The organism is Rhizobium sp. Pop5 (assembly GCF_024721175.1).
Lineage (GTDB): Bacteria > Pseudomonadota > Alphaproteobacteria > Rhizobiales > Rhizobiaceae > Rhizobium.
Genome location: NZ_CP099399.1, coordinates 379,886 through 406,075, shown reverse-complemented (window position 1 = coordinate 406,075; position 26,190 = coordinate 379,886). Strand labels below are relative to the sequence as shown.

22 protein-coding genes are annotated in these 26,190 nt (G+C 61.5%); 6 read left to right on the top strand and 16 right to left on the bottom strand.

Annotation, left to right across the window (positions count from 1 at the left end; all coding sequences use genetic code 11):
- Nucleotides 1–105 precede the first annotated feature (105 nt).
- The 3 genes from NE852_RS04200 to NE852_RS04190 form a co-directional block, all read right to left on the bottom strand.
- Nucleotides 106–2,637 carry a HAMP domain-containing methyl-accepting chemotaxis protein gene (locus NE852_RS04200; protein WP_008523580.1) on the bottom strand — a complete coding sequence of 844 codons (2,532 nt, stop codon included), beginning with the start codon at nt 2,635–2,637 and terminating at the stop codon, nt 106–108.
- Between the two features lie 309 nt (nt 2,638–2,946).
- Nucleotides 2,947–3,090, bottom strand: a complete 144-nt coding sequence (locus tag NE852_RS04195) for a hypothetical protein (protein WP_008523583.1) — start codon at nt 3,088–3,090, stop codon at nt 2,947–2,949.
- 199 nt (nt 3,091–3,289) lie between these two features.
- Nucleotides 3,290–4,510 carry an NAD(P)/FAD-dependent oxidoreductase gene (locus tag NE852_RS04190; protein WP_258156218.1) on the bottom strand — a complete coding sequence of 407 codons (1,221 nt, stop codon included), beginning with the start codon at nt 4,508–4,510 and terminating at the stop codon, nt 3,290–3,292.
- 88 nt (nt 4,511–4,598) lie between these two features.
- Between NE852_RS04190 and NE852_RS04185 the strand changes: the two genes are divergently transcribed.
- The 5 genes from NE852_RS04185 to edd all read left to right on the top strand — a co-directional run bounded on the left by NE852_RS04185 (nt 4,599) and on the right by edd (nt 11,553).
- Complete coding sequence (locus tag NE852_RS04185; RefSeq protein WP_258156217.1) at nt 4,599–6,035, top strand: glutamine synthetase family protein; 1,437 nt, start codon at nt 4,599–4,601, stop codon at nt 6,033–6,035.
- A gap of 10 nt (nt 6,036–6,045) precedes the next feature.
- Nucleotides 6,046–7,344: an FAD-binding oxidoreductase gene (locus tag NE852_RS04180; protein WP_037170778.1), complete on the top strand. Its 1,299-nt coding sequence runs from the start codon at nt 6,046–6,048 to the stop codon at nt 7,342–7,344.
- A 135-nt stretch (nt 7,345–7,479) separates the two neighbouring features.
- Nucleotides 7,480–8,955, top strand: coding sequence for a glucose-6-phosphate dehydrogenase (zwf, locus tag NE852_RS04175; protein WP_258156216.1), 1,476 nt, complete (start codon nt 7,480–7,482; stop codon nt 8,953–8,955).
- A gap of 10 nt (nt 8,956–8,965) precedes the next feature.
- Entirely contained in the window at nt 8,966–9,664 is a 699-nt protein-coding gene (pgl, locus tag NE852_RS04170) for a 6-phosphogluconolactonase (RefSeq protein ID WP_008536823.1), read from the top strand.
- A gap of 68 nt (nt 9,665–9,732) precedes the next feature.
- Nucleotides 9,733–11,553 (top strand): phosphogluconate dehydratase, encoded by a 1,821-nt coding sequence (gene edd / locus NE852_RS04165; protein WP_258156215.1) that lies wholly within the window; start codon nt 9,733–9,735, stop codon nt 11,551–11,553.
- Between the two features lie 86 nt (nt 11,554–11,639).
- On the opposite strand, the gene NE852_RS04160 is transcribed toward edd, so the two are convergent.
- The 6 genes from NE852_RS04160 to NE852_RS04135 all read right to left on the bottom strand — a co-directional run bounded on the left by NE852_RS04160 (nt 11,640) and on the right by NE852_RS04135 (nt 18,771).
- A complete protein-coding gene (locus NE852_RS04160) occupies nt 11,640–11,993 on the bottom strand; it encodes a hypothetical protein (RefSeq protein WP_008523602.1) in 354 nt (117 codons plus the stop codon).
- A 176-nt stretch (nt 11,994–12,169) separates the two neighbouring features.
- Nucleotides 12,170–13,258 carry an ABC transporter ATP-binding protein gene (locus tag NE852_RS04155; RefSeq protein ID WP_258156214.1) on the bottom strand — a complete coding sequence of 363 codons (1,089 nt, stop codon included), beginning with the start codon at nt 13,256–13,258 and terminating at the stop codon, nt 12,170–12,172.
- Between the two features lie 21 nt (nt 13,259–13,279).
- Nucleotides 13,280–14,932 carry an alpha-glucosidase gene (locus NE852_RS04150; RefSeq protein WP_008523614.1) on the bottom strand — a complete coding sequence of 551 codons (1,653 nt, stop codon included), beginning with the start codon at nt 14,930–14,932 and terminating at the stop codon, nt 13,280–13,282.
- A gap of 34 nt (nt 14,933–14,966) precedes the next feature.
- A complete protein-coding gene (locus tag NE852_RS04145) occupies nt 14,967–16,130 on the bottom strand; it encodes a carbohydrate ABC transporter permease (protein WP_008523615.1) in 1,164 nt (387 codons plus the stop codon).
- Between the two features lies 1 nt (nt 16,131).
- Nucleotides 16,132–17,145 (bottom strand): carbohydrate ABC transporter permease, encoded by a 1,014-nt coding sequence (locus tag NE852_RS04140; protein WP_008523616.1) that lies wholly within the window; start codon nt 17,143–17,145, stop codon nt 16,132–16,134.
- 264 nt (nt 17,146–17,409) lie between these two features.
- Nucleotides 17,410–18,771 carry an ABC transporter substrate-binding protein gene (locus NE852_RS04135; protein ID WP_258156213.1) on the bottom strand — a complete coding sequence of 454 codons (1,362 nt, stop codon included), beginning with the start codon at nt 18,769–18,771 and terminating at the stop codon, nt 17,410–17,412.
- A 391-nt stretch (nt 18,772–19,162) separates the two neighbouring features.
- Here NE852_RS04135 and NE852_RS04130 point away from each other — a divergent pair, with 391 nt between their 5' ends.
- Nucleotides 19,163–20,191, top strand: coding sequence for a LacI family DNA-binding transcriptional regulator (locus tag NE852_RS04130; protein WP_008523618.1), 1,029 nt, complete (start codon nt 19,163–19,165; stop codon nt 20,189–20,191).
- Here the strand turns inward: NE852_RS04130 and folD are convergent, their stop codons facing one another.
- From folD to NE852_RS04095, 7 genes are all read right to left on the bottom strand, one after another.
- Nucleotides 20,192–21,091, bottom strand: coding sequence for a bifunctional methylenetetrahydrofolate dehydrogenase/methenyltetrahydrofolate cyclohydrolase FolD (gene folD / locus NE852_RS04125; protein ID WP_258156212.1), 900 nt, complete (start codon nt 21,089–21,091; stop codon nt 20,192–20,194).
- A 122-nt stretch (nt 21,092–21,213) separates the two neighbouring features.
- Nucleotides 21,214–22,980, bottom strand: coding sequence for a succinoglycan biosynthesis protein exop (locus tag NE852_RS04120; protein ID WP_258156211.1), 1,767 nt, complete (start codon nt 22,978–22,980; stop codon nt 21,214–21,216).
- A gap of 154 nt (nt 22,981–23,134) precedes the next feature.
- The gene (locus NE852_RS04115; protein WP_008523628.1) at nt 23,135–23,977 is read right to left on the bottom strand and encodes a WecB/TagA/CpsF family glycosyltransferase; all 843 of its coding nucleotides are present in this window, start codon (nt 23,975–23,977) and stop codon (nt 23,135–23,137) included.
- A gap of 285 nt (nt 23,978–24,262) precedes the next feature.
- A complete protein-coding gene (locus tag NE852_RS04110; RefSeq protein ID WP_258156210.1) occupies nt 24,263–24,802 on the bottom strand; it encodes a hypothetical protein in 540 nt (179 codons plus the stop codon).
- A complete protein-coding gene (locus tag NE852_RS04105) occupies nt 24,802–25,167 on the bottom strand; it encodes a hypothetical protein (protein WP_097619885.1) in 366 nt (121 codons plus the stop codon). The genes NE852_RS04110 and NE852_RS04105 overlap by 1 nt, the downstream gene beginning before the upstream one ends.
- 11 nt (nt 25,168–25,178) lie before the next feature.
- Entirely contained in the window at nt 25,179–25,742 is a 564-nt protein-coding gene (locus tag NE852_RS04100) for a rod-binding protein (protein ID WP_008523637.1), read from the bottom strand.
- Nucleotides 25,743–25,773: 31 nt separating this feature from the next.
- The gene (locus NE852_RS04095; RefSeq protein ID WP_258156209.1) at nt 25,774–26,187 is read right to left on the bottom strand and encodes a hypothetical protein; all 414 of its coding nucleotides are present in this window, start codon (nt 26,185–26,187) and stop codon (nt 25,774–25,776) included.
- Between the last annotated feature and the right edge of the window lie 3 nt (nt 26,188–26,190).

Below are 26,190 nucleotides of genomic sequence, written 5' to 3'. Positions count from 1 at the left end.
TGCCGGAGATATTAATCCTTTTCGTTTCGGACGTTTTCCGTTTTCTGCACGATAAACAAACGGCCCCGACGGGGCCGTTTGAATAAGGACGGGATCGTTTGGCGATCAGGCGGCGCGGTAGACCTGCGCTTGGGTCGCTTCGCCGTCGATCTTGAACTGCTGGATGAGACGGCGCAGCGAATCCGCTTCGTCGGCCAGTTCGCGGCTGGCGGCGGTCGTCTCCTCCACCATCGCGGCGTTCTGCTGCGTCATCTGGTCCATCTGGTTGACGGTCGCGTTGACGCTCTGCAGTGCATTGGACTGGTCGTGGCTGGCGCGGGCGATCATCTCGACATGCTGGCTGATCGTGACGATCTGAGCGCTGATCTTGGCAAGCACGGTGCCGGTTTCCTGCACGAACTGCGATCCGGAGCTGACCTCGTTGGTCGACTTGTTGATCAGGCCCTTGATCTCCTGTGCCGCTGCTGCCGAGCGCTGGGCCAGTTCGCGCACTTCCATGGCGACGACCGCAAAGCCCTTGCCGGCTTCGCCGGCGCGCGCCGCCTCGATGCCGGCGTTCAGCGCCAGCAGGTTGGTCTGGAAGGCGATCTCGTCGATGACGCCGATGATCTGCTCGATCTGGCGCGCGGCCTCCTCGATACGGCCCATCGCGTCGATCGCGTTGCTGACGACGACGGCGGAATCGTCGGCGCTGCGCTTGGCCTGACGGACGATCTGGTCGGCATCCTTGGCGCGTTCGGCCGACGAGCGGACCGTGACGGTGATCTCATCGACGGCGGCCGCGGTCTCTTCGAGCGAGGCAGCCTGCTGTTCGGTGCGCTTGGAGAGGTCCTCGGCCGACTGGGCCATCTGGTTGCCGTTGCCCTGGATCAGTTCGACGTTGTCGCGGATCTGGCTCATCGTCGCCTGCAGGCGCATCATCGAACCGTTGAAATCCTGACGCAGCTGTTCGAGGCGGCCGATAAAGGGCGTTTCGATCGTCGTCGAGATATCCCCCTGCGACATGCGCTCGAGGCCGGCGGCAAGCTGATTGACCGCGAATTCGATCTGACGGTCCATCTCGCGCTTTTCGGCATCGTTGCGCTGGCGCTCGTGTTCGGCGGCGGCGCGTTCCTCGTCGCTCTGCTCCTCGATGCGGATCTTCGAGATGGCATTTTCCTTGAAGATGCCGAGCGCACGCGCCATGTCGCCGATTTCGTCGTAACGCTGCTCGCCGGAGATGCTGGTGTCCAGCGCGCCTTCGGCGATGCGGCGCATCGCACCGGTGATCTGGCTGATCGGACGCTGCAGCGTCAGCACCAGGGCGATGCCGCCGAGGATCGACAGGAGAATACCGAGACCGGTGGTCAGCACGGAGATGCTGTTTGCCTGGGTGCGTTCGGTGCCGGCCGTCTGCTTCTGCAGCTCGGCGAAATCGGTGAGTTTCGTCCAGATCTGATCGAGTTCCTGGCGGGCGGCGGCATAGGCCGTGACGCGCTCGCCGATCGTATCGACGATCTTCGAACCGCCGCCGGAGATAGCGTCGAGCGCCGGCTGGATCGCGTCTGATATGCCTTCGGCAAAGCCCATGCCCTTGGCACTGGTGGCCAGCACCTGCATATCCTTGCTCAGCGTGCCCGTCTGCTGCTGCAGGCGAACGAGATTGTCCTTGCTTGAGTTGGCGAGGAAATCGGAAAGGACGATCTGCAGCGAGTAGACCGAATTTTCGAGGCGCCGGGTATCCTGGAGAACGGAGTTGGTCTGGCCGATGCGGCCCTCGAGTTCAGCGAAACTCTGCGTCGCCTGACGCATCATCTGCGTCGCGGTCAGCTGCGTATAGGTCGAGGTCTGCCGGAAGCGCGAAACGAGGCGGCCGAGTTCGGTGATGTTGTCATCGGTCGGGCTGGGCATCTGGGCGATCGCCTTGATGCCGTCGATGGTCGCTGCCAGCGCGTCGATGACGTTCTTCTGGTTGGCCGGAACCGAAATGGCGATCAAGCGCTGCGACTTGATGATCGCGGGCATCTGTTCGTTGATGTAGGCGATCTTGTCCTGCGGCGTCTGCGGCTTGGCGTAGCCGCTGGCCACGGTGCCGAAGAAATCGCCGCCCTTCAGCAGGCGGTCGGCCGTGCGAAGGGTGACGGTCGCGGCGCCTTCGTCGCTCTGGAGCGCGGTCTGCAATTCCTCGGCCTGGTAGGAAACCGTGAAACGGGTGCTGATCAGGCTCTTCTGCGCCGCATCGATCTGCTCATGCAAGGCCTGCTCCTGTTCATGCAGAGCCCAGAGCTTGTCGACTACGCCCGAAATGTCCTTGGTGCGGCTCGAAGCTTCGGCAAGGCTGTCGCGGCCGGCAGCCTCTTCTCCGACCTGGTTCAGCGTCGCGTCGAGCACGCCTTGCTGGGTCTTCAGATCTGCGAGCAGCTTGTCACGAGCCTGAGGGCTGGTGATGCGCAGGAAGTCGTCCATCGAACCGTAAAGATCCTTGAAGCCGCTCAGCGATTGCAGCACGCTGTTGGAGATTTCCATGCGGCCCTGCAGAAGCCCCGAAGCGTAGAGCCCCGTCAAGCCCACGGCCGAAATGGTGACCACGAAGGGCAGAACGAAGATCAGGACCTTCGTCTTGATCCTGAAGCGGGAAAGAATCTTGTCAATCAACATTGCGTTCCGGGCCTTTCATACACCACTCCTCCCGCCGGCGGCCACATGGCGCCAGCCGGGTGCACATCGAGCTGTTCTTAACGACACTGGGAAACCCGGAGGCCAGGCGGCAGTCATTGCCCATTCATTTCCAACAACTTGGAGATGCCCAAATATTCGCGGGCAATTGTGTCAGATTAGATATTAATTTTCGGATAAGCGGTGATCGCGGGTTAAGCCAAGACGGTGAAATAGTTGCAAATTGTCAGACTGAGCGCCGCGATGCGGCCATCGCGTCCGTCAAGCCTGGTCACAGTCCTCGCGAAAGGATCAGATGAAGTGCGATAGCAGCAGCGCGAGGCTGGCGGCGGTGGCGCCGGCGGCAAGCATCAGATAACGCAGGGCGACCATCCTGGAATTCGGCTTTGCCTGCGCAATTGCAATGGCACGGGCGCGTCGTGTGTTTCTGGTCATGCTCGAAACCTCACTTCTGTCTGACACAACAATCCAACAAAACGGCTTGCCGGTAAAGCTTAATCTAGGAAGAGCTTTGCTAACCGCCAATTGAGACAGGATGGCGCACCTCTCTTAAGAAGTCTTGAATCACTATTGCTAATATATGTCGCCTTGAGACTTATGAGCGCGCTCCTGAAGGGGACGGCGACAGGGAACTTCAGGCGCATTCGCCCGCGGCAAATCCCGATGCCCATGCCCATTGGAAATTATAGCCGCCGAGCCAGCCCGTGACGTCGACGCATTCGCCGATGAAATAGAGGCCGGGTACGGCTTTTGCCTCCATGCTGCGGGAGTCGAGCGCCGCTGTATCGATGCCGCCGAGCGTCACTTCGGCGGTGCGGTAGCCTTCCGAGCCCGAAGGCTTGATCGACCAACTCTGCGCGGCGGCGGCAAGGCGCAGCAGCGCCTTGTCGGGCAAGTCGGCCATGTTGCCGGCGATTTTTTCGCGTTCCGCGAGAAACTGTGCCAGCCGCTTTGGCAGTATCTCGCCGAGTGCGGTCTGCGGCGACTGGCGGCCGTTACGCTGCTTTGCCGTCTTCAGATGCGCCGCGATCTCGATATCCGGTTCGATCGCGACGACGATCTCGTCGCCTTCGCGCCAGTAGGAGGAAATCTGCAGGATGGCAGGTCCGCTCAGCCCCCGATGGGTGAAGAGCAGAGCCTCTCGGAACGCGGTCCTGCCATGGCGGATTTCGGCCGGAGCGGAAATGCCGGCGAGCGGCGCGATGCTTTCGAGCAGGCCGGGATCGAGCGTCAGCGGCACCAGGCCGGGGCGGGTTTCGAGCACGGCCAGGCCGAACTGCTCGGCGAGGCGATAGGCAAAGCCGGTGGCGCCCATTTTCGGGATCGACTTGCCGCCGGTCGCGACGATCAGCGACGATGCTTCATAGTGACCTTCACCCGTCGATACCAGGAAACCGGCTCCGGTCTTTTCGACGCCTGTTATCTCGGTGCCGAGATGCAGCATCGCGCCGGCTGCGCGCATCTCATCCAGCAGCATGCGGATGATGTCCTTGGCGCTATCGTCGCAGAAAAGCTGGCCCAGCGTCTTTTCGTGCCAGGCAATGCCGTAGCGATCGACCATGGCGATGAAGTCTGCGGGCGTGAAGCGGGCGAGCGCGGACTTGCAGAAATGCGGATTGGCCGAAAGGAAGCTCTTCGGTCCCGCATGGATATTGGTGAAATTGCAGCGCCCGCCGCCGGAGATGCGGATCTTTTCGCCGGGCGCCCTTGCGTGATCGAGGACCACGACGGAGCGGCCGCGCTTTCCCGCGCGAATGGCCGCCATCATGCCAGCCGCCCCGGCGCCGATGACGATGACGTCGCTTTTGCGCTGCAAACCCGTTTCCCCGATGAAAATCGCGTCTTCTTTTTCCATCAAAGGACGAAAGTCAACGTTCTCAACCCCTCGCCAATTGGCAAAGTCTGGTTATGATGGCGTCAAGATCAACGCAAACCGGTGTGTCATGTCCCCAAAAAAGACGACGCTGAAGCCTGCCAGAAACGTACCCGCCTCTACGAAGACTCCCCCGGACCCCGGATCCCTGCGCGGCGTTGCGAACTGGAAGGAAGCGTCACAGTGGCTGCGCGCCAGGGGCATCGAAGACATTGAATGCATCACGCCGGACCTTGCCGGCGTTCCGCGCGGCAAGATGATGCCGAGCTCGAAATTCACCTCGAATACCTCGCTGGCCCTGCCTTCGGCGATCTACCGGCATACGATTTCAGGCGAGTATCCCGACGAGACGGAAAGCTTCCGCTACGAGCCGCGCGACAGCGACCTGAAGTTGATGCCCGACCTTTCGACGCTTTCGGTCGTGCCATGGGAGAGCGACCCGACGGCGCAGGTGATCTGCGACATCGTCGATTCGGACGGCGGAGAAGTGCCCTATACGCCGCGCAACGTCTTGAAGCGCATTATGAGCCTCTATCATGACCGCGGCTGGAAGCCGATCGTGGCGCCCGAGATCGAATTTTACCTTGTCGCCAAGAACGACGATCCAGACTATCCGCTGCATCCGCCGAAAGGCCGGTCCGGCCGTTCGATCCTCGGCGGCCAGGGCTATTCGATCGCCGGCATCAACGAATTCGACGAACTGATCGACGACATCTATCATTTCTCGGAGAAGCAGGGCCTGGAGATCGATACGCTGATCCACGAGGAGGGACCGGCGCAACTCGAGATCAACCTGCGTCACGGTAATCCGATCGAGCTTGCTGACCAAGTGTTCCTGTTCAAGCGCACAATCCGCGAGGCGGCGCTGAAACACGATATCTACGCGACATTCATGGCCAAGCCGATGCAGGGCCAGCCGGGTTCGGCGATGCATATCCACCAGTCAGTGGTTAATATCGAGACCGGCAAGAACGTCTTCTCCAATGCGGATGGATCGGCCTCGAAGGAATTCTTCCATTTCATCGGTGGCATGCAGAAATTCGTGCCGAGCGCGATGGCGATGCTTGCGCCCTACGTGAACTCCTACCGGCGCCTGCAGCCTGATATGTCCTGCCCCGTCAACAATGCTTGGGGCTACGACAACAGAACGACCGCCTTCCGCGTTCCGGTTTCCGATCCGCAGGCGCGGCGCGTGGAAAACCGTCTGCCGAGCTCGGACGCCAACCCTTATCTGGCGCTCGCCGCCTCGCTTGCCTCCGGTCTGCTCGGCATCATGAAGCAGATCGAGCCGACGGCGCCGACCGAGGATTCGGCCAACGAAGGCTCGATCGACCTGCCTCGCGGCCTCCTGGAAGCAGTGGCGCTGCTGGAGGACGAGCCTGCCTTCGAGGAGATTTTCGGCGCGCAGTTCATCGGCCTTTACGCGGGCGTCAAGCGCGGTGAGTTCGAGACTTTCATGCAGGTGATCAGCCCTTGGGAGCGGGAATTCCTTCTGCTCAACGTGTGAGGGGACTGTCATGGCATCGAAAGAGATGTGGCAGAGCCCGATCGCGCCGGGACTATCCTGGTATCAGGCAACCGTCGGCGAGCGGCCCACCTATCCCGCTCTCGACGGATCGAGAACATGCGACGTCGCCATCATCGGCGGCGGATATACCGGGCTGCAGGCCGCCTATAATCTTGCCAAATCAGGCGTCTCGGTGGTCTTGATCGAGGCCTGCCGCGTCGGCGACGGGGCGTCCGGGCGCAATGGCGGCCAGCTCGGCACCGGCCAGCGGTGGTGGCCGGAAGAGCTCGAAAAAGAGATCGGCTACGAACGGTCCAAGGCGCTGTTCGATCTTGCCGAAGCGGCCAAGGGTCATCTCATCGAATTCGCCCGCGAACACCAGATCGAGATCGACTACGTGCCCGGCCAGCTCAATGTCGCGCACAAGGCGAGCTACAAACGCGACTATCAGGAAAATGCCGAGATCGCCGCGTTGCGCTACGGCTATCCGCACATCAGCTTCATGGACGAGAGGGAAACGCAGGAAAGGCTCGGTTCGAAGCGTTTCCATTGCGGGGTGCGCGATGTCGGCACCGGCCATATCCATCCGCTGAAGCTGCTGGTCGGGCTTGCTCGCGTCGCCGCCAATGCCGGCGCCGCCATCTGCGAGATGACCAGGGCAAAGGCGGTGCGCCAGGGCGGCGGCAAGGTGACGATCGAAACCGAAAAGGGCACGATCACCGCCGACCGAGCGCTGATCGCCTGCAACGGTTACATCGGCAACCTCGAACCGGTGACGGCAAGTCATGTCATGCCGATCCGTTCCTTCATCGGCGCCACAGTCCCGCTCGACGGACATCCCGATGTGCTGCCGGGGTGCGAGGCTGTGGCCGATTCGCGCTTCGTCGTGCGCTATTTCCGCAAATTCGGCGACGGCCGCCTGCTGTTTGGCGGACGCGAGGCCTATACGTCGGACAATCCGAAGGACATTTCGCAGCATATCCGCCGGCAGATCGCCGAGATCTATCCGGCGCTGCAGAATATCGAAATCACCCATGCCTGGGGCGGCAGCGTCGGCATCACCATGCCGCGCCAGCCCTTCGTGCGCGAGGTCATGCCCGGTGTGACTTCGATCGGCGGTTATTCCGGCCATGGCGTCATGCTGTCAAACTACTGTGGCAAGCTCTACGCGGAAGCGGTGCTTGGAAAATCCGGCGATCTCGATCTCTTCAAATCGCTCGATATTCCCGCCTTTCCCGGCGGCGCGCGAATGCGGGCGCCGTTGCTTTTCCTTGCCTTGTCGTGGTTTGCGCTTCGCGACAAGTTTTAGTCCGATTGCGGATTTCCTCTTCCGGAAATTCGCTCTAAAACCGGTGCCCGAGAGATTCATTGCACTGCACACTGGCTTTTTTAAATCGATTAGATTAAAAGGGCCGTCAACCAAGCCTGATTGAGAGACAAGCTCATGAGCAGCCAGATCATTCCTGTTGAGCCTTTTGATTACGTCGTCTTCGGCGGCAGTGGCGACCTTGCCGAACGCAAGTTGCTGCCTGCCCTCTATCATCGCCAGATCGAAGGCCAGTTCGGCGAACCGACCCGCGTGATCGGCGCCTCGCGCAGCCCGCTGACGGATGAGGAATACCGCAAATTTGCCCGCGATGCGCTGAAGGAACACCTCAAGAAGGGCGAATACGACGACAAGGAAGTGGAGAAGTTCTGCGCCCGCCTCTACTACGTCTCGGTTGATGCCCGCGCCGACAGCGGCTGGGATCAGCTGAAGAAGCTGCTCGACGAAGGCAAGGACCGTGTGCGCGCCTTTTATCTCGCCGTGGCACCCGGCATCTTCGGCGATATCTCGCAGAAGATCCACGAACACAAGCTGATCACCAAGTCGACCCGCATCGTCGTCGAAAAGCCGATCGGCCGCGACCTCGCTTCGGCGTTGCAGCTCAACGATACGATCGGCCGCGTCTTCAAGGAAGAGCAGATCTTCCGCATCGATCACTATCTCGGCAAGGAAACGGTGCAGAACCTGATGGCGCTGCGCTTTGCCAACGCGCTCTACGAGCCACTGTGGAACGCCAATTACATCGACCACGTGCAGATCACGGTGGCTGAATCGGTCGGCCTCGAAGGCCGCGCCGGCTATTACGATACCGCCGGCGCTCTGCGCGACATGGTGCAGAACCACATCCTGCAGCTGCTCTGCCTGACGGCGATGGAAGTGCCCTCGTCGATGGATTCGGAAGCCGTGCGCGACGAGAAGCTGAAGGTGCTGCGTGCGCTGAAGCCGCTCGATGCTTCCAACGTTGAGCAGGCGACGGTCCGCGGTCAATACCGCGCCGGCGCATCCGGCAGCGGGCCGGTCAAGGGCTACCTCGAAGAGCTCGAAGGGGGCGTCTCGAACACCGAAACCTTCGTCGCCATCAAGGCCGAGATCAACAACTGGCGCTGGGCGGGCGTTCCCTTCTACATCAGAACCGGCAAGCGCCTTGCCGGGCGCATGTCGGAGATCGTCATCACCTTCAAGCCGATCCCGCATGCGATCTTCGACCAGGCGGCCGGGCGCATCGTCGCCAACCAGCTGATCATCCGCCTGCAGCCGGATGAGGGCGTCAAGCAGTCGCTGATGATCAAGGATCCCGGCCCGGGCGGCATGCGCCTGCGCAACGTTTCGCTCGACATGAGCTTCGCCCAGGCCTTCAACGTCCGCAATCCCGACGCCTACGAGCGCCTGCTGATGGACGTGATCCGCTCCAACCAGACCCTGTTCATGCGCCGCGACGAAGTCGAAGCCGCATGGAAATGGGTCGACCCGATCCTCAAGGGGTGGGAAACGACCGGCCAGCAGGTGCAGGGCTATACGGCCGGCACCTGGGGTCCGAGCCAGGCCATCGCGCTGATCGAGCGTGACGGCCGCACCTGGCATGACGATATCTAGGAGGAAATCGATGACATCGAACCTGCATTCCTTCGCCAGCGCAGCAGACCTCGCCGATGGCCTCGCCAACAAGGTCGCCAACACGCTTTCGGCAGCGATTGCCGCCCGCGGAACGGCATCCATCGCCGTTTCCGGCGGCTCCACGCCGAAGGTCTTCTTCCAGGTGCTGTCGACACGCGACATCGCCTGGGACAAGGTGACGATCACGCTCGTCGACGAACGCTTCGTTCCGGCCGACAATGCGCGCTCGAACCACCTGCTTGTCGATGCCAATCTCTTGCAGAACAAGGCGAAGGCGGCGCGTTTCGTACCGCTTTACCAGCCCGCGGCTTCCGTTGAGGAGGCGGCACGGCTTGCAACGGTAAAAAGCGCCGAGATCGGCATTCCTTTCGACGTGGTCATCCTCGGCATGGGCGGTGACGGCCACACGGCATCGTTCTTTCCCGGCGGTAGCAATCTTGCCGAGGCGCTTGACGCATCGACGCCGCGCGGCATCATCACCATGGAGGCAGAAGGGGCCGGCGAGCCGCGCCTGACCTTCACCTTCTCCAGTCTTGAGGATGCCGCACTCCTGGTTCTCCATATTGAGGGCGAAGGCAAAAAAGACGTTCTCGCCAAGGCGGAAGGCAGCGGTGACGAGGCAGAAATGCCGATCCGCGCGGTTCTGCGCCGGGCCACTTCCCCGGTCGAGATTTACTGGGCTCCCTGATATGGCCTGACAGGCCGGCGGAACCCGCGAACAAACAGAGACGAACCAGAACAAGGCAGGGATTTTCCATGTCCGCTCACGCACGCATTGCTGCGATCACGAACCGCATTGTCGAACGCTCGAAGCCGACCCGCGAGCGCTATCTGGAACGCCTGCGCGCCGCAGCATCCAAGGGCGTGCAACGCTCTGTCCTCGGCTGCGCCAACCTCGCCCACGGTTTTGCGGTCTGTTCCCCCGCCGAGAAGGACGCGCTTGCCGGCGACCGTATCGCCAATCTCGGCATCATCACCGCCTATAACGACATGCTCTCGGCTCACCAGCCGTTCGAGACCTATCCTGCGATCATCCGCGAGGCTGCCGCTCAGGCTGGCGGCGTCGCCCAGGTGGCAGGCGGCGTGCCTGCCATGTGCGATGGCGTCACTCAGGGACAGCCGGGCATGGAGCTGTCGCTCTTCTCGCGCGACCTGATCGCCATGGCCGCCGGCGTCGGCCTGTCGCACAACATGTTCGATGCCGCCCTCTTCCTCGGCGTCTGCGACAAGATCGTGCCGGGCCTCGTGATCGCCGCACTCTCCTTCGGGCACCTGCCGTCGATCTTCGTGCCGGCCGGCCCGATGACATCGGGCCTGGCAAACGACGAGAAGTCGCGCGTGCGCCAGCTCTTCGCCGAGGGCAAGGTCGGCCGCGACGAGCTCCTGGAGGCGGAATCGAAATCCTATCACGGCCCGGGCACCTGCACCTTCTACGGCACTGCCAATTCCAACCAGATGCTGATGGAGATCATGGGCTTCCATATGCCGGGCTCCTCCTTCATCAATCCCGGCACGCCGCTGCGCGAAGCGCTGACGCGCGAAGCCGCCAAGCGGGCGCTGGCGATCACCGCGCTCGGCAACGAATTTACGCCGGCAGGCGAGATGATTGACGAGCGTTCGGTCGTCAACGGCGTCGTCGGCCTGCATGCGACCGGCGGCTCCACCAACCATACGCTGCACCTCGTCGCCATGGCGCGGGCAGCCGGCATCCAGCTCACCTGGCAGGACATTGCCGAGCTTTCGGAGATCGTGCCGCTGCTTGCCCGCGTCTATCCGAACGGACTTGCCGACGTGAACCATTTCCAGGCCGCCGGCGGCATGGGCTTCCTCATCAAGGAACTCTTGAAGCACGGTCTGGTGCATGACGACGTGCGCACCGTCTTCGGCCAGGGTCTCGAAGCCTATACGGTCGATGCCCAGCTCGGTGAAAACGGCGCCGTCGTGCGCCAGCGCTCGCCGGAAAAGAGCCACGATCCGAAGGTTCTCTCCAGCATCGAGACGCCCTTCCAGGCGAATGGTGGGTTGAAGATGTTGCGCGGCAACCTCGGCAAGGCCGTCATCAAGATTTCCGCCGTCAAGCCGGAACGCCACGTCATCGAGGCGCCGGCGATCGTCTTCCACAGCCAGCAGGAACTGCAAGACGCTTTCAAGGAGGGCAAGCTCAACCGCGATTTCGTCGCCGTCGTGCGTTTCCAGGGCCCGAAGGCGAACGGCATGCCGGAACTGCACAAGCTGACACCGCCGCTCGGCGTTTTGCAGGATCGCGGCTTCCGCGTGGCGCTGCTGACCGACGGGCGCATGTCCGGCGCATCCGGCAAGGTGCCGGCGGCGATCCACGTCACGCCCGAGGCAGTCGACGGCGGCCCGATCGCCCGTATCAAGGACGGCGACATCATTCGCCTGGACGCGATCAAGGGCACGCTCGAAGTGCTCGTCGATGCGGCCGACATGGCCGAGCGCGAGCCGGTGACGGTCGATCTTTCCGACAATGAATTCGGCATGGGCCGCGAGCTCTTCGCGCCGTTCCGCCGCGCCGTCGGCGCTTCGGATCAAGGTGCGAGCGTACTCTTCCACTGAGCTGAAAGCTCGGCACAAACAAAAACCCGCGGGGCGCGCGCGAAGCACCCCGCGGGTTTTCCATGTCGTCAGCCCGGTGCTATCCGTCAGGCTCGAATATCGAGGACGTAGTCGCGATGCGCCGGATGGGTGCTGTAGACGAAGATCTTGTTGAGTTCCTTCTGCGTCAGAAGGCGCAGGAAGCGAACTTCGACGGTATTGTTGGCGTTGACCTTCATCAGCAGGCAACCGACCTTGGTGATGCGGGCATCCGGAATATCCAGATAAAACTGCTTCGGCAGGTTGAACTGAGTCAGAATGGCGAGCGTCGCGCTACTCATCGAGATCCGGACGATATCGCAGCGGCGCGAAGCCGCGTGCATGACGCCCTTTTCAGTATATTCGATGCGCGCGGCATTCATAGTGTCCTCCATCTTGAACCGCGCCTCGCGGTCGTACATGAAGGATTCTTCCTTGCTCAGGAAATGAGATTTTGGCTGTGACGGATTGGAAGCGGCCACTTGCTTATCCCCCTCATAAATTGACTGGGAAAAGGTAGCAGCCGATCTTTAACAGAAAGTGAGAATTCCGCCCGTCACGCACAATTTCTGGTGTTACTACCCCAAAAATGGCTGTCTCATTTCCGATAGGTGTGGCCGCTCGCATCAAACAGATGCAGCTTCTGCCTGTCGGCGGCAAATCGCATCCGCTGGCCCTTATGCACATCGTAGATGCCGGGCAGCTTGACGACGATCGGCTCGCCGGGAACCAGTCCCTCGATATAAAGCAGCGTCACTTCGCCGAGCGCTTCGACGATGGAGACCTCGCCTTCGAAAACATAATCGGCGCCGTCGGCAATCCTCAGATCCTCGGGACGAACTCCGAAGCTTGCCTGCTTGCCCTTCTCGGACGCGTCGGTCGCGACATCGAGCGTCACCGACATGCCGCCGGTCAGCGTCACCGTCGTCTGGCTTCCCGTGGCGGTGACTGTTGCCGGAATGATGTTCATGGCCGGGGAGCCAATGAATTTCGCGACGAAGAGGTTGGCGGGGCGTTCGTAGAGCTCCAGCGGCGCGCCGACCTGCTCGATATTGCCGGCGGAGAGAACGACGATGCGGTCGGCAAGCGTCATTGCCTCGACCTGGTCATGGGTCACGTAGATCATCGTCGTATCGGCCATCTGTTCGTTCAGACGGGCGATCTCGATACGGGTCGCGACACGCAGCGCGGCATCGAGATTGGACAGCGGCTCGTCGAAGAGGAAGACCTTCGGATCGCGGCAGATGGCGCGGCCGATCGCCACGCGCTGACGCTGGCCGCCGGAAAGCGCCTTCGGCAGGCGGTCGAGATATTTGGTCAGTTGCAGGCTCTCGGCCGCCGCCCGGACGCGGCGGTCGATCTCCTGCTTGCTTTCGCCGGCGATCTTCATGCCGAAGGCCATGTTGTCGAAGACTGTCATATGCGGGTAGAGCGCGTAGGACTGGAAGACCATGGCGATGCCGCGCTTGGAGGGCGGCACGTCATTGACGAGCATGCCGTCGATATACATTTCGCCGCCGGTGATCGCCTCGAGGCCGGCGATCATGCGCAGGAGCGTGGATTTTCCGCAGCCGGACGGACCGACGAAGACGATGAATTCGCCTTGTTTGATATCGAGGTCGATGCCGTGGAGAACGTCCACGGAACCGTAGGATTTGCGGATATCCTTCAGCGTCAGTCCAGTCATTTCTCACTCCCCTCCTGATCCTTAAGCGAGACGGGCGAAATACGCCCCCCAGGCCGGAATATCGATCTTGTCGCCATAGTTGTTGCTGGTAAAGCCATGGCCCGTCAATGCCTGCCATTCTCCGGCCGGCAGCGTGACGCCTGTTTCGACCGGGCTCATGTTGAAGATGCAGAGCAGCTTCTCATTGCCATATTCGCGGGTGAAGACCAGCGCTTCGCCCTGCGTCTCCTCGAATTCGATCTCGCCCTTGGCGAAAGCCGGGTACAGCTTGCGGAAAGCGATGAAGCGGCGATAGTGCTCCAGCACGGAATTTTCATCGCCCTGCTGGACGCTGACGGCGCGCAGGATATGCTCGACCGGCACCGGCAGCCATGGCTTGACGCTGGAGAAGCCGCCCTGGGCCACCTGGCTGTCCCAGACCATCGGCGTGCGGCAGCCGTCGCGGCCCTTGAATTCCGGCCAAAACTGGATTCCGTAGGGATCCTGCAGATCCTGATAGGCGAGATCGGCCTCGGTGAGGCCCAACTCCTCACCTTGATAAAGGCAGACAGAGCCGCGCAGCGTCATCAGCAGCGAAGCATAGAGCTTGGCGAAGGCGTCGTGATCGGCGACCAGCCCGCCCCAGCGGCTGACATGGCGTACGACGTCGTGATTGGAGAAGGCCCAGCAAGCCCAGCCATCGGGCGCGGCGGCTTCGAAATCCTGCATCACCTCTTCGACGCGCTCCGGCGACAGCGGATCGGGCGCCAGGAATTCGAAGGCGTAGCACATATGCATCTTGTCATTGCCGGAGGTGTATTCGCCGACGATTTCGAGACCGCGCTGGCTGTCGCCGACCTCGCCGACGGCTGCGATTGCCGGGAACTCCTCGAGAACGGCACGGAAGCGCTTCAGGAACGCAAGGTTCTCCGGGCGGTTCTTGTCGTAGATATGCTCCTGGAAATTATAGGGATTGACCGCCGGCGCCGTCGAAGCGTTGCGCCGTTCGGGCGCGAGCGCCGGATTGTCGCGCAGAAGCGGGTCGTGGAAATAGAAGTTGATGGTATCGAGGCGGAAACCGTCGACGCCGCGATTGAGCCAGAAGCGCACGACATCCAGCAGTCGATCCTGCACTTCCGGATTGTGCAGGTTCATATCCGGCTGCGAGGTCAGGAAGTTGTGCAGGTAATACTGCATGCGCGTCGGATCCCACGCCCATGCCGAACCGCCGAAGATCGACAGCCAGTTGTTCGGCGGCGTGCCGTCCGGCTTGGCGTCGGCCCAGACATACCAATCGGCCTTGGCGTTCGTCTTGCTGGAGCGGCTCTGGACGAACCAGGGATGCTGATCCGAGCTGTGGGAGATGACAAGGTCGATCATCACGCGGATGCCGAGACGATGGGCTTCAGCGATCAGCGTGTCGAAATCCACCAGCGTGCCGAAGATGGAATCGACGTTCTCATAGTCTGAAACGTCATAGCCGAAATCGCGCATCGGCGAGGTGAAGAAAGGCGAGATCCAGATCGCATCGGCGCCGAGGCTTGCCACATGCGGCAGACGGGCGGTGATGCCCTTCAGGTCGCCGATACCGTCACCGTTCGAGTCCTGATAGGAGCGCGGATAGATCTGGTAGATCACCGCGCCGCGCCACCAGTCCTTGTCGGCGGTCAAGATCGATTGGGGAGCCACGTTCATGGGATATCCTGTCTGAAGTCACGTTTGGAAATGGTCAGCCGCCCTTGACCGAGCCCGCCAGCAGACCGCGCACCAGATAACGCTGGAGCCCGAAGAAGACGAGCAGCGGCACGACGATGGTGACGAAGGCTGACGCCGTCAAAATCTCCCAATTGCCGCCGCGCGAGCCGAGCAGCGCGTTCAGGCTGCCGGTCAGCACGAGGTGATCCTTGTCGGTGCCGAGAAAGACCATGGCGACGAGCAGGTCGTTCCACACCCATAGGAACTGGAAGATGGCGAAGGAGGCGAGCGCCGGGAAGGACAGAGGCAAAACGATGCGGGTGAATATCTCGAAATCGCTTGCGCCGTCGACGCGGGCGGATTCGATGATCTCCCTTGGGAGGCCTGCGATATAGGCCCGCAGGAGAAAGATGGCGAGCGGCATGCCGAAAGCGGTGTGGGCCAGCCAGATGCCGGGATAGGTCTTCGACGGCTGGCCGAGCATGGTGCCGATCTCGTTATAGAGACGCAGCAGCGGGATCAGCGACATCTGCAGCGGCACGACGATCAGGCCGACGACAAGCGCAATCAGCAGCGCCCGGCCTGGAAACTCCATCCAGCTCAGGGCATAGGCAGCAAAAGCGGCAATCAGGATCGGGATGATCGTCGCGGGGATCGTCACGGTCAGCGAATTGATGAAGGACTGACCGATACCCTCGCCCGTCAGAACGGTGTGATAGTTCTGCACGGTGAATTCCGGCGGCGCGGAGACGGAAACATAGATGCGCCGCGGCCGCTCGTCGGGCGAAAAGGCCGTGCCCTTCATGTAGCGATAGCTACCGTCGCTGTTGATCTGCAGCGTTTCGCCGTCGCCGAGATCAGCGGTTTCGCCGGCCTTGAAGGCAGCCGGCTGCTGCACGCGATTGCCGAAGGCCTTCACCGCGCGGCCGCCCTGTCCTTCCAGCACATTGCCCGAAATGACGTAGATGGCGCCTTCCTGCTTTTGCTGGTCCGGCGTGCCCAAGCGGACGGCGACGGTCTGAGTCGAACCGACGAAGGACGTCCACCAGCCGGAAACGACGATCTGGTCCTTGTCGCGCAGCGCGCTGACGAAGATGCCGAGCGTCGGGATGAGCCAGACGATGACGATCAAGAGAACGGCGAGGTGAACGAAGAGACGGGCGGGGCCGATCTTGAAGTAGCTTCCAGCAGCGGTCATCTCAGTGGCCCTTCAGTTCGCGATTGGCGCGGCGCACGTTCCACACCATGATTGGCGTGACGGCGAGCATGATGATGATGGCGATGACGGCGCTTCGGCCGGAGTCGCCGCCGCCGCGGAACAGCCAGTTGAACATCAGGTTCGCCAGCACCATCGTCTGCCACTGGCCGTTGGTCATGGTCAGCACGATATCGAAGACCTTGAGCACGAGAATGGTGATCGTCGTCCAGACGACGGCGATGGTGCCCCAGACTTGCGGCACCATGATGCGCCAGAAGATCTGCCAACCGTTGGCGCCGTCGATGACGGCGGCTTCGATCGTCTCCTCGGGAATGCCGCGCAGCGCAGCCGACAGGATGACCATGGCAAAACCCGTCTGGATCCAGATCAGGATGACCATCAGGAAGAAATTGTTCCAGAAGGGAACGGATATCCACACCTCCGGCGTGCCGCCGAACAGCTGGACGATGGCGTTCAGCAGGCCGATCTGAACGTCGTTGCCGCCGCGATACTCGTAGATGAACTTCCAGATGACGGAAGCGCCGACAAAGGAGATCGCCATCGGCATGAAGACGATGCTCTTGGCGATATTGCCCCACCAGATCCGGTCGGTCATCACAGCAATGACGAGGCCGAAGAACGTGCAGGCAGCCGGCACGACGGCGAGCCAGAGGATGTTGTTGAAGATCGACTGGCGGAATTCGCGGTCGCCGATGGCCCACTTGTAATTGGCAAGGCCGACGAACTGCAGCCCGGCGCGGTCGTAGAAAGAGAGAACGAAGGTCGCGACGACGGGATAGACGAGATAGACGACCAGCAGGAAAAGCGCCGGACCGAGGAACAGCCACGGGCGGATCATCGCGCGCCGGTTCAGATTGCGCGAAGCCTGACGGATATCACCATCCCTCACCGGCAATGCGAGATCGAGAATCATATTCGAGAAAAAGAAATAGGCCGAGCACACGATAACGGCTCCAACCACGACGCCCAAAGCGGACACAATCTGCAACAGCATTTCGTCCCTCCCCTGCTTCCCCTGATCATTCCGGCCGGCTTTTGTTCTGACGGGTCAAGGCCGGTCACCGTCAATATGCTTGCCCACTTGACCGCACTGAAACGCGTCCTGCGCTTCAGGTCTTTGGTTTTGCGCATGTCGTGATCGCAAGACCGCAGCACAGTTTTGCGCGACATACTTCATCCTGCTATGGCCGAGCTTTCCTCGAGCCCGGCCAGTCATGCAAGCCATGCCGCCGGCAAGCCGGCGGCATAATTTTGAAGATTACTTGATGCCGTCCCAGGCGCTCTGGATTTCGGCTGCTGCGTCCTGAGCGGACTTGCCGCCGACGAAATCGACCATGCCGGTCCAGAAGGCCCCGGCGCCGATCTTGCCGGGCATCAGGTCCGAACCGTCGAAGCGGAAGGTGGTGGCCGACGTCAGGATCTCGCCTTCCTTCTTCATCTGCGGGTTGGCATAGGCCTCGGTGCTCACGCCCTTGTAAGGCGTCAGGAAGCTCGACTGCGCCATCCAGACCTCATGCGCGATCGGGGTCTTCAGGAAGTCGATGAAGGCACGGGCCGTCTTCAGATCCTTGGTGATCGAGACGAGCGTGCCCGCGCCGAGCACCGGCTTGCCGAGTTCGGGATGCGAAGCATAGGTCGGCATGTAGAAGAAGTCGGCATCCTGTCCGAGCTTCGTGCCCTCAGGGAAGAAGGACGGGATGAACGAGGCCTGATGGTGCAGGTAGCACTTCGGCGGAACGGTGAAGAGGCCCTTCGGGCTGTCGCGGAAATCGGTCGAGGCCACGGCTGCGACACCGCCATTTACATATTTCTCGTTCTTGGCGAACTTGCCGAATTCGTCGATCGCGGCAACGACGGCCGGATCGGTGAATTTCAGGTCGTTGGTCGTCCACTTGTCATAGGCTTCCGGCGGCTGGGTGCGCAGCATGATGTCCTCGACCCAGTCGGTCGCCGGCCAGCCAGTGGCGCCGCCAGAGCCGAGACCGATGCACCAGGGAACGCCGCCGTCCTTGACGATCTGGTCGGTCAGGGCATGCAGCTCCTCCATGGTCGTCGGGATCTTGTAGCCGGCTTCCTCGAAGTTTTCCGGTACATACCAGACGAGTGATTTTACGTCGGCCTTGTAGGGGAAAGCGTAGAAGGATTCCTTGCCATCCTTGCCCTTGTAGGTGCCGTAACCGACCCAGCTGTCGCCGGCGCCGTAATTATCCTTGATCCACTTGGAGTTTTCGTCGCCGAGCGGCGTGAGGAAGCCCTTGCCGGCGAGATCGGCCAGGAGACCCGGCTGCGGCAGAACGGCAATGTTCGGCGGCGAACCTGCCTGCGTATCGATGACGATCTGCTGTTCGTAGTTTTCGGAAGAGGAGTATTTCGCATCGACGCCGGTCGCTTCGGTGAAATAGGCGAGAACGCTCAGGAAGAACGCCTCGTCTTCGCCGCGCCACGGTCCGAAGATCGTCAGCGGCTCGCCCTTCAGGTCGGCATGGGCAGCCTTGAACTCGTCATAGCTTTTCCAGTTGAACTTGGAATCCTGTCCCGGCGCAAATTTCAGATCGGCCGCGGATGCAGCACCGGCAAAAAGCGCCGCCACGGCAACGCTCATCAAAAATGACTTTTTCATGTGATCATCCTCCCATCACAATCCCAACCCACGCCGAATTCCTCCAAAAGGAAATTTCAAAGCGCTTTGACACCTTCACTCATTCCACTTTCGGTGGAATGGAGTCAAGTCATTTCACGAAAACTCGCTATAAACATGCAGCTTGGAATGTCATGCGTCCTCGCGGACGCACAAGGAATGCTGTAACTCATTGATTCTGCGTATTGCGATTTCTGAAAGGCTATTCCGAATTTCAGGCCGATGCGCCGGCGCCGCTCGACAACGCCTATTGGGAAATATGGAGCGATTTTTCTTGAGTCAAGCGCGCCAAATGATACATAATTGAAAGCGCTTTGGGCAGCGGGAGGCAGCTGACCCTCAAGCTCGGGCGAGCCGGGAGGAAGCACAGCAGGTGAATCTCAAACAGCTATCGGAATTGCTGGGACTTTCGCAGACGACGGTGAGCCGGGCGCTCAACGGCTATCCCGAGGTCAATGAGGCGACCCGTGAGCGCGTGCTCCAGGCTGTCAAGGAAACCGGATACCGGCCGAACAAGGCGGCGCAGCGGCTCGCGACCGGCAAGGCCGGCTCGATCGGCCTCGTCATGCCAACGGCGCCCGGCCATCAGTCCGACGTGCATTTCGGCGAATTCCTGGCCGGGCTCGGCGAGGAGTCCGTGCGCCACGACTTCCACTTCGTCATCATGCCGGCCGATCCCGACGATGAGGTGGCCGCGCTCCGGCGCCTTGCGATCAGCGGCAATGTCGATGCTCTGTTCGTCGCCTATATGCGTGGACACGATCCGCGGCTTCCCATGCTGAAGTCGCTCTCGATGCCCTATGTCGTGCACGGCCGCTCTTTCGGGTCAGAGCCGGACTATCCCTTTCTGGATATCGACAACGAGGGAGCCTTCTACGATGCGACGCGGCTGCTGCTGCAGCTCGGCCATACGCGCTTTGCACTGATGAACGGCCCGCTGCATCTCGATTTCGCCATCCGCAGGAGAAACGGCGTCATGTCAGCCCTTGCCGAACGCGGACTGACTCTCGACGAGGACTGCGTAAGCCACGCGCTCATGACCGATGAGCAAGGCCTGCTGGCGATGGAACGCTTCCTGCAGCTGCCGGACCGGCCGACCGCGATCCTCTGTTCCAGCACCGTGCTGGCGCTCGGCGCGATCCGCGCCGTCAATCAGGCGGGATTGCGGCTCGGCGAGGATATTTCGCTGATCGCTCATGACGATGTGCTGCCGCTGCTGAAGCCGGAAAGCTTCTCGGTGCCGCTGACGACGACGCGCTCTTCATTGCGGGCGGCAGGCGTGCGCATCGCCCAGCGGCTGATCGGAACGGTGAAACAGGCCGGGCCCTTCCCCGACCAGGAGCTTTGGAGGACCGAGCTGATCGTCAGGGCCTCGACCGGCCCTGCCCCGCAGCGGCCATAATCAAAACTTCGGTGGGGTCTGCCCGGCAGTGCGATGGGCGGCGATGACGGTATTGGCCATCAGCATGGCGATGGTCATCGGGCCGACGCCGCCGGGAACCGGGGTGATGGTGCTGGCGACTTCGCAGACTTCGCGGAAGGCGACGTCGCCGACCAGCCGGGTCTTGCCCTCGCCCTTGTCGGGTGCGGCCACACGGTTGATGCCGACATCGATGACCGTCGCACCGGGCTTGACCCAGTCGGCCTTCACCATCTCCGGCCGGCCGACGGCGGCCACCAGAATATCGGCATTGCGGCAGACCTCGGCGAGGTTCTTCGTTCTCGAGTGAGCGATCGTCACCGTCGCATTGGCATTGAGCAGCAATTGCGCCATCGGTTTGCCGAACAGGTTGGAACGGCCGATGACGACGGCGTTGAGGCCGGAGAGATCCTCGCCATGGGTGCGGCGGACGAAGACCATGGCGCCGGCCGGCGTGCAGGAGACCAGCCCGGTCTTCAGATCGCCGGTGGCAAGCTTGCCGGCATTGACGACACTCAATCCGTCGACATCCTTTTCCGGCAGGATCGACTGGATGATCGGTTCGCTGTCGAGCGGCTTCGGCAGCGGCAGCTGCACCAGGACGCCGTGGATCGACGGATCGGCGTTGAGGCTGGCGACGAGGGCTGCGAGCTCCTCCTGCCTGGTGTCGGCCGGCAGCGTATGCTGGACGGACTTGAAGCCGCACTCCTTGGCCATGCGGCTCTTGGAGCCGACATAGGCATGGCTTGCCGGATCGTCGCCGACGATGATGACCGCAAGGCCGGTGGTCACGCCGCTGCTCTTTTCCAGCGCCGCCGTTGCAGCCTTCACCGTCGCGATTATGGATGCAGCAACAAGCTTGCCGTCGATTACTGTCGTCACGCGCGTCTCTCCGCCCTGTTTCCGGTCAATCTATGGATAGTCGGCGGGCCTCAATCGCCCGCTAACGCCCTATCCTGTCCGAAACCGGCAAGGCAATATCAAAATTGCAAGGAAATGTTCGCTCAGCGCAGCGGCTGGCGCGTTTCGAGCGCGTGAACGCGAAGCCTGTCGCGCAGGCCGGAGATCTCGGAGCGCAACGCTTCCATCTCGTCGGTCGGCGCGGGATCCTGCGCATGCGTCGACGGCAATGCGGCCTGCGGCAAGGGCAGCGGCATCTCCCTCTTTGCGGGAGCGGGGGCGGGCCTGCGCAGCCGCAGCAGGAAAGCCACGGCAAGGCCTATCGCAAGACCCGCCGCTGCACCGGCCAGCAAGCGGCCGGTCATCCCATCTGTTCCCGATACCGCAGTTGCCAGAGCCGGCTTAAGGAGGACGATACGACCGTCAGTCGTTGTTTCCGCCGCTGCGGGCGTTGCGTCCTCCAGGCGCGAGCGCGCGGCATTCGCCTTTTCGCGCAGCTCCGTCAGCCGCGACAAGTCGACGCCTGTATCCCGGCTCTGGGCGATCAGCGTGTTACGGCGATCATTCAGACCCTTGCGGGCATCGACGGCGGCCTTGGCGGCAGCGTTGGCTGCCTGGGCAAGACGGACAAGCTCCTTGCCCATATTTTCCTTTAGACCGTCGGCTTCGGCCTGCTGTTGTAAGAGGCGCGGATGGCGCGGGCCGAGGTCGGCGGAAAGCTGCGCGAGCGCCGTCTTGGCGACGGCATATTTATCACGCCAGTCCTGCAGCGCGGGCGACAGCATATCCGAGGGCAGCGAACCGTCGAGCACCTCGGCGAGTTTTGCGGCCTTCAGCCGGTCTGCCTGCGCCTTGGCGCTGAGGATATTCTGATCGGCCTCCTTGAGATCGGCATCGAGCCCGTCGAGCTGGCGGCGAAGATCAATAGCCACCTTGACGTTGCCCTCGCCGCTTTTGCCCGTGAAGGCGGCAAGCTCGGCCTTGGCGTCGTCATAGGCCTTGCGCAGGGCAGTGCTTGCTTCAGCATTCCCGCCGGAGCCATCCCCCGTGGAAACCGCTTCGGCCAACTTTGCGGCAATACGCATCGACTTGGCGCTGTCGCCGGACGTCACCCTCACGAGGATCGTGCCAGCGGCGGCGTCGGGCACTATCTCGACAGCATGTTTCAGCGTCGCCTCGGCCCGGGACGCGGAATCGGCGGCAGCGCCGGTCGCCGAGAGGAGGTCGAGCGCGACGCCAAGCGCACTGGCGCTGGTGCCGGCAAATTCGGTATCGTGATCAAGCTTCAGGGCGGCGACTGTCGAAGCGACCGTCCGCGCCGACAGCAGCCCCTTTGCCGCAGCCTGCGTAAAGGCTGCGCGGCTTGCGGCATCCGTCTTCACCGCGAGCATTGTCTCCGCGCGGTAGAGAGCCGGCGAAGCCGGCATCAATATCGGCAAGCCGGCACCGATGATCGTCGTCATGGCAACTACCGCAGCAAGACCGATCCGGCGCGTGCTGCGCTGCGGCGCTGCGGTCCGGCGCGGAGCAGTTTCTTTATGAATGGCGACCCCTGGTTCGACCGCCGGCTCGTCGGCCGGTGCGATCGGCTCTTCATACTGCAGGGGCTCGGGCTGAAGACAAGAGCCGACGTCGTTGGCAGCGTGCAGGCGATTGCCGAGGATGGTTTCGATACGGTCGACCAGCGGCGCCGTGCGTGCCGCCCTTTCGCGTTGCTCTTCCAGGGCGCGGCCGATGGCGCGCAGCAGTTCGGCCTCGGGCGGCGCGACATCACGCCGGTTCGATCGGGACAATCGAGGGGAATCTTCATGGGTGCGCGGCGCAGCGGCTGCGCGATCGTGGAAGCTGCTTCTGGCCCTGATATCGTACATTTGCGCCACATCTCATGCACATGATGGCCGAGTTCGCTCATCCGCACGAAATGCAGATGATTAAGCCACTCTAAATATTCATGGCAAAGAAATGGTTAACCGTGGCCGGCAAGAAACTGCAAAGCCGCGTATTTTCGCACAACATGCTTCTGGCTCAGCTTGCCTTCCTACGATCCACCCGCGGCGGCTGCACTGCGCCGACCTGCTCTTCGGGATGGCTCATAATCCTTTCGCGCCGGCGGAAGCGATAGCGCAGGACATGATAGAGAAAGACCGGGATGCCGATGATGTAACGGCGCCAGAGGCGCGCCGGCTCCTGAACAAGGCGATAGGCCCACTCCATGCGCATCATCCGCACCGTCTTCGGGGCGCGCGGGACGGCGCCGGAGACGAAGTCGAAAAGCGCGCCCACCGTCAGCACCAGGCGCGCATGATCGGCGCGGATGTTGTCGTGGACCCATTTCTCCTGCAGCGGCGTTCCCATACCGACGATCAGAATATCGAGCTTCTGGCGCTCGATCTCTTCGATGACCGGGTCGGAATTGACCTTGTCGAAATATCCATCGGAAACGACGACGAATTCGTGCCAGGGCGTATGCTTGCGGAAATTTTCCGCCGCCGCCTCGACGACCGAGCGCGTGCCGCCGATCAGGCCGATGCGGCGCGGAACCTCCATGAACGTCAGGAAGGCCGGCACAAAATCAGTGCCGTTCAGGTTGGCGGGAAACGGCCCACCATGAGAGATCTGCGAGGCGATGTTGAGGCCGATGCCATCCGGCAGCACCAGATTGTGCGACATGATGCGGTAATATTCATCGTCGCGCAGCGCCGTCAGCATGTTGTGGGCGTTGACGAAGCAAACCACGGTCTGGCCGACGGGGATGGAAGCCAGTTCGTTGATGAAAACGAGGGCGTCGTCCCAGCCGAGATCACAGACCGGCAGATCGAAGATCGTCCGCCGCGATGCGAGCACCGCGAAGTTTGCAATCAGATTCATTCCAACCTCCTGCCGTGGGTGCTTCATGCCCCGACATCCCGGAAAACAAGCCCATATTTCCGCACCGGAGGTCTCGAAAGGACCGGTCGCGTCGCACCGGACGGCGCTGCTCCCATCCGGAAGGCAGCCCATGCCAAGCTGTGAGCCGGTTATAGCAGGCGGGTTTCAAACAACCCTTAGGAAAATGGCTTGGATTTCGATGCTCGCATAAGTGGTTTATTAACCACGCGCCCCAACGACAAACGGCGCCCTCGGGCGCCGTTGTCATGGATGATCCTATACGAATTAATGAGCGGCCGGCGCCGGAGCCTCGCCGGCCGGCGCGGTCTCGACGATCTTCACCGGTGTGCCCAACTTCGTAGGCTTGCCGGAGGAGTTTTCCTTGACGTCTTCCTTGGAGAGATAGTCGAGCTGCTCCAGCATCACTTCTGCGACATATTCGCCGCCGAGACGCTCGTTCATGCCTTTCTTGACCTCCTCGCGGAAGGCCTTCGGGTCAAAGGATTTGATGTGGGCGATATCGACCATCTTGTTGCCGACGAGCAGGCTGAAGAGCTCGTCCGTCGTCATCTCGGTCAGCGGCAGCGTCACACCTTTCAGCATCTCCTTGTTCATCATGAACGAAACGCGGCCGAGGAAGTAACCGGTGATCGCGCCGTCGCCGATGATCGGCACCGTGATCGTTTCACCCTTCACCAGTTCCAGCGCGCTTTGCTTGGAATCCGTTGCCGCCGGCGCCGGCGCGGTCGCCAGGTACACCGAAAAATAGACCGATGCCAAGGTGATGGCGCAAACCCAGATACCGGTGAGGACGAGCTTGATCATCAGTTTCCACGCGAGGCGAATTGTTCCTGGGAATAAGTGCCGTCGGCATCGGCGTCCTGAACCGCATTCTTCAGGAGGTCGGCCACGGCGCGAACCGCTTCGAGATGGGCCTCAACACGACGGGCATTGAGAACCAGCTTTTTCTTCAAGCCGTGCAGCTGATCGAGATGAGCAGCGGCAAGCTCGGCCGGATCGGTATCGCGAAACAGCATCGACAGCTCGTAGAGGCAACGGCTCTTGTGCGCGTTGGAGACCTTGAGATCGAACTGCGGATCGCTGCCGATCCGGGTGTTCTCATTGTCGATGATCATCTCGAGGCGTCCGAGAACGGATTTGATCCTGTATTCGTTCGAAACTATTTCCATCTTACCCTCGGTTATGCGTCGCTTGCGGTCTTGGCTTCGGCGGTCGGCGTGCCAAAGGTTTTGCGCTGGAAGTCGTCGATCATGCTGAGCGCGGTGTTGCGGTCGTGATCATCGGTCGAAGCGTTGACGATCTTACCTTCCTGCCGGCGCAGCTGCTCGCTGTACATCTGCTTGGCGATGCCGATGCCGTCGCCCTTGGCCATGGTGTTGCCGAGCTGCTCGGCCATCATGCCCTTCCAGATATCGCCGGTCGCGCCCTTGCCGTAGACGTCTTCGCTTTCGCTCGGCAGCATGGACTTGACGAAATTCTGCAGCACCATGGCCTCGAACTTCCGGTAGCTTTCCGGAACGTCCTCGGTCTTGGTGCGGTTCTGGATGTTGGAAAGGCCGCTCTTCTGGCCGACATGGTCGAGAACATCGACCGTGTTGGAGAAGCCCTTGCCATTCTCGGCGAGGCTCGTTGCGGCAAAGGCCGCGCGATTTGCCTTCAATTTTTCCTGGGCCGCCTGAACCTCGGTGGGGTCGGCAGCTTTGACAACGTCCAGGACCAGATCACTGGGGGGCGAAATAGCCACGTTACAATCCTCTAATTTAAGATCGTAACGACTATGGTTTTTGAAGCTTGCTGGAGGCTGGCGTTGCGAATTGTTGATCGATTACATCGTAGACGGCATTGTCGTCGGCCTCGCGACGCTCGGCTTCCAGAGCTTCCTTCATGCCTTCTTCCAGGCGATCGGCCTTGGCGCGCTCGCGCATCAGCCGCATCTCATGAACCTGCTGCATGCCGGTCAGCTGCTGGTCCTTGATGGAGAGCCTGCCGAATCGGTCGGCGTAATTCTGCGAAAAGGCATGATGGACGGGATCCATCGACCCGAGCGCGACGATGACGTCGTCCATCGCCGCATTGACCTCGACGCGCTGGCGGCTGGTTTCGGCCAGGTCGTTCTCAGCCATCCTTTCGATATGACGCTGGACCGACATGAGACGCTTGAGTTTCTGGGAGCGGTTCTTGTCGATCATATC

Excerpts from the sequence above, each read along its gene's own strand:
- NE852_RS04180 (WP_037170778.1), top strand. The coding sequence starts at position 6,046 with ATGGCATCGAAAGAGATGTGGCAGAGCCCGATCGCGCCGGGACTATCC.
- NE852_RS04185 (WP_258156217.1), top strand. The coding sequence starts at position 4,599 with ATGTCCCCAAAAAAGACGACGCTGAAGCCTGCCAGAAACGTACCCGCC.
- NE852_RS04095 (WP_258156209.1), bottom strand. The coding sequence starts at position 26,187 with ATGATCGACAAGAACCGCTCCCAGAAACTCAAGCGTCTCATGTCGGTC.
- NE852_RS04115 (WP_008523628.1), bottom strand. The coding sequence starts at position 23,977 with ATGAATCTGATTGCAAACTTCGCGGTGCTCGCATCGCGGCGGACGATC.
- NE852_RS04160 (WP_008523602.1), bottom strand. The coding sequence starts at position 11,993 with ATGTACGACCGCGAGGCGCGGTTCAAGATGGAGGACACTATGAATGCC.
- zwf (WP_258156216.1), top strand. The coding sequence starts at position 7,480 with ATGAGCAGCCAGATCATTCCTGTTGAGCCTTTTGATTACGTCGTCTTC.
- NE852_RS04135 (WP_258156213.1), bottom strand. The coding sequence starts at position 18,771 with ATGAAAAAGTCATTTTTGATGAGCGTTGCCGTGGCGGCGCTTTTTGCC.
- NE852_RS04155 (WP_258156214.1), bottom strand. The coding sequence starts at position 13,258 with ATGACTGGACTGACGCTGAAGGATATCCGCAAATCCTACGGTTCCGTG.
- NE852_RS04200 (WP_008523580.1), bottom strand. The coding sequence starts at position 2,637 with ATGTTGATTGACAAGATTCTTTCCCGCTTCAGGATCAAGACGAAGGTC.
- NE852_RS04190 (WP_258156218.1), bottom strand. The coding sequence starts at position 4,510 with ATGGAAAAAGAAGACGCGATTTTCATCGGGGAAACGGGTTTGCAGCGC.
- NE852_RS04110 (WP_258156210.1), bottom strand. The coding sequence starts at position 24,802 with ATGATCAAGCTCGTCCTCACCGGTATCTGGGTTTGCGCCATCACCTTG.
- edd (WP_258156215.1), top strand. The coding sequence starts at position 9,733 with ATGTCCGCTCACGCACGCATTGCTGCGATCACGAACCGCATTGTCGAA.
- NE852_RS04150 (WP_008523614.1), bottom strand. The coding sequence starts at position 14,932 with ATGAACGTGGCTCCCCAATCGATCTTGACCGCCGACAAGGACTGGTGG.
- NE852_RS04105 (WP_097619885.1), bottom strand. The coding sequence starts at position 25,167 with ATGGAAATAGTTTCGAACGAATACAGGATCAAATCCGTTCTCGGACGC.
- pgl (WP_008536823.1), top strand. The coding sequence starts at position 8,966 with ATGACATCGAACCTGCATTCCTTCGCCAGCGCAGCAGACCTCGCCGAT.
- NE852_RS04195 (WP_008523583.1), bottom strand. The coding sequence starts at position 3,090 with ATGACCAGAAACACACGACGCGCCCGTGCCATTGCAATTGCGCAGGCA.
- NE852_RS04145 (WP_008523615.1), bottom strand. The coding sequence starts at position 16,130 with ATGACCGCTGCTGGAAGCTACTTCAAGATCGGCCCCGCCCGTCTCTTC.
- NE852_RS04120 (WP_258156211.1), bottom strand. The coding sequence starts at position 22,980 with ATGTACGATATCAGGGCCAGAAGCAGCTTCCACGATCGCGCAGCCGCT.
- NE852_RS04140 (WP_008523616.1), bottom strand. The coding sequence starts at position 17,145 with ATGCTGTTGCAGATTGTGTCCGCTTTGGGCGTCGTGGTTGGAGCCGTT.